The organism is Priestia sp. BR_2, from assembly GCF_041954005.1.
GTDB classification, from domain to species: Bacteria; Bacillota; Bacilli; order Paenibacillales; family Paenibacillaceae; genus Paenibacillus_AQ; species Paenibacillus_AQ lautus_A.
In genome coordinates this window covers 1-1,777 of the sequence record NZ_JAVFHM010000335.1, presented here as the reverse complement: position 1 = coordinate 1,777, position 1,777 = coordinate 1, and the positions used below count along the sequence as shown (strand labels likewise).

General features: G+C 36.2%; 2 protein-coding genes. Both read left to right on the top strand.

Features of this window, described 5'->3' with window-relative positions; translation table 11 throughout:
• Positions 1 to 201, top strand: a 201-nt coding sequence (locus RB298_RS29075; protein WP_486049819.1) for a M28 family peptidase, incomplete at its 5' end; no start/stop codon positions are given.
• 238 nt (positions 202 to 439) lie between these two features.
• The gene (locus tag RB298_RS29070) at positions 440 to 1,414 is read left to right on the top strand and encodes a zinc metalloprotease (RefSeq protein WP_486049817.1); all 975 of its coding nucleotides are present in this window, start codon (positions 440 to 442) and stop codon (positions 1,412 to 1,414) included.
• Positions 1,415 to 1,777: the final 363 nt, after the last annotated feature.

The following is a 1,777-nucleotide window of genomic DNA, read 5'->3' as shown; positions in this document are numbered from 1 at the left end:
TCTTTAAATCCTTTTGCAAGTGATCACGTGCCATTTATTCAGGCAAACATTCCTGCTGTGCTTACAATTGAAGGGAAAGACGAGGAAAATCACAACGAACATACATCAAATGATACCCTCGATCTTATCAATTATGAACTTGCATTAGATATTTTAAAAATGAATGTTGCCTTTATTGTTTCGCAATTAAAAGGTAACTGATAAAGAAGGGATATTTCTAATGACGAATCTCTCTAAGAATACAACGCAGCACGACTCATTTAAAGGTTCAAAACCATCTGACGAAGAGCACCACACTGAGAAAGCTACTCTACCCACTAGGCGTACCTGTGGGACAATGGATCTTCATCACAGATTATTAAATGAATCAGAAGAGTACAGACTAGAGCGTTCTAAAATTGAGAGTAGTAACAATAAACAATAAAGGAGAATTAAATTTATGAGTACTAACATAAAGGAATCGAATATACCTACTAAACGTACCTGCGGAACCATGGATCTTCATCACGAATTGCTGAATCAGTCAGATAAATACGCACGCAAGCGCGAGGAAATAGAGGTTATGACCAGTGAATTTATTAGTGGGGTGCGCATACAAACGGAGAGAGAAATAGTTAAAATTCCTGTTGTTGTTCACGTTGTATGGAATACTGAAGAACAAAACATCTCGGATGCTCAAATTCAAAGTCAAATTGATGTTTTAAATCGTGATTTTCGAGCAACAAATAAAGACATAACAAAAGTGCCTTCTCCATGGAAAGATCTAGTGGCCGACGCACGAATAGAATTCCATCTAGCTAAAAAGGATCCAGAGGGAGATCCCTCAACAGGTATTACTAGAACCCATACAACAAAGACAGAGTTCACTGACACTGATGGGTTAGAGCAATCTATTAAATCGAAAGCTGCTGGAGGTGCAGATGCCTGGCCAGCAGATCGCTATTTAAATATATGGGTATGTCAACTTGGTGACGGCCTTTTAGGTTATGCCCAATTTCCAGGAGGACCTCCTAAAACAGATGGTGTTGTAATCCTCCATACGGCATTTGGTACAGTTGGAACGGCCGACATACCAGAGTATCCATTCAATTTAGGTAGAACGGCTACTCATGAAATCGGACATTGGTTAAATCTTTTTCATATATGGGCTGATGATGATGAGAAGGGAAGTCCTGACGTTTGCGCTAAATCTGATGAGATTGCTGACACTCCTAATCAGGGAACCCGTAACACAGGAAAACCTCCTTTTCCTCATATCTCTTGTAATAACGGACCAAATGGTGATATGTTTATGAACTATATGGACTATGTAGATGACGACACTATGGTAATGTTTACAAAGGATCAAGTTGCTCGCATAGATGCATGTCTTGAAGGACCACGTTCTTCTTTTCTTACCAATCAGGTAGAGTAAAGTTGGTAAGAATGTATTAATTCGAGTATATTGACTTAGTTATTAAAAGATATTTACTGTGTATGAAGCGTAATCAAAAATCATATAGAAACCTTGAAATCCAAATAAAAGATAAAGAACAGAAGTTTATATCTGTTCTTTATCTTTTGTTCTTATGTATACATATAAAATATGAAGGTGGATGTATATTTTTTGATATATTATACCCAACATTTAATTATGTAGGACTATGGTGTTTTCTATTTTTTATAAAAATACTTAAAGTATATTAACAAAAATTCTCCTACTTAAAACTGTCATAAGTAGAAGGAGATTCAATACTAAAAGTATGTATCATACTTTATTTGTACCATTTCATTGCCC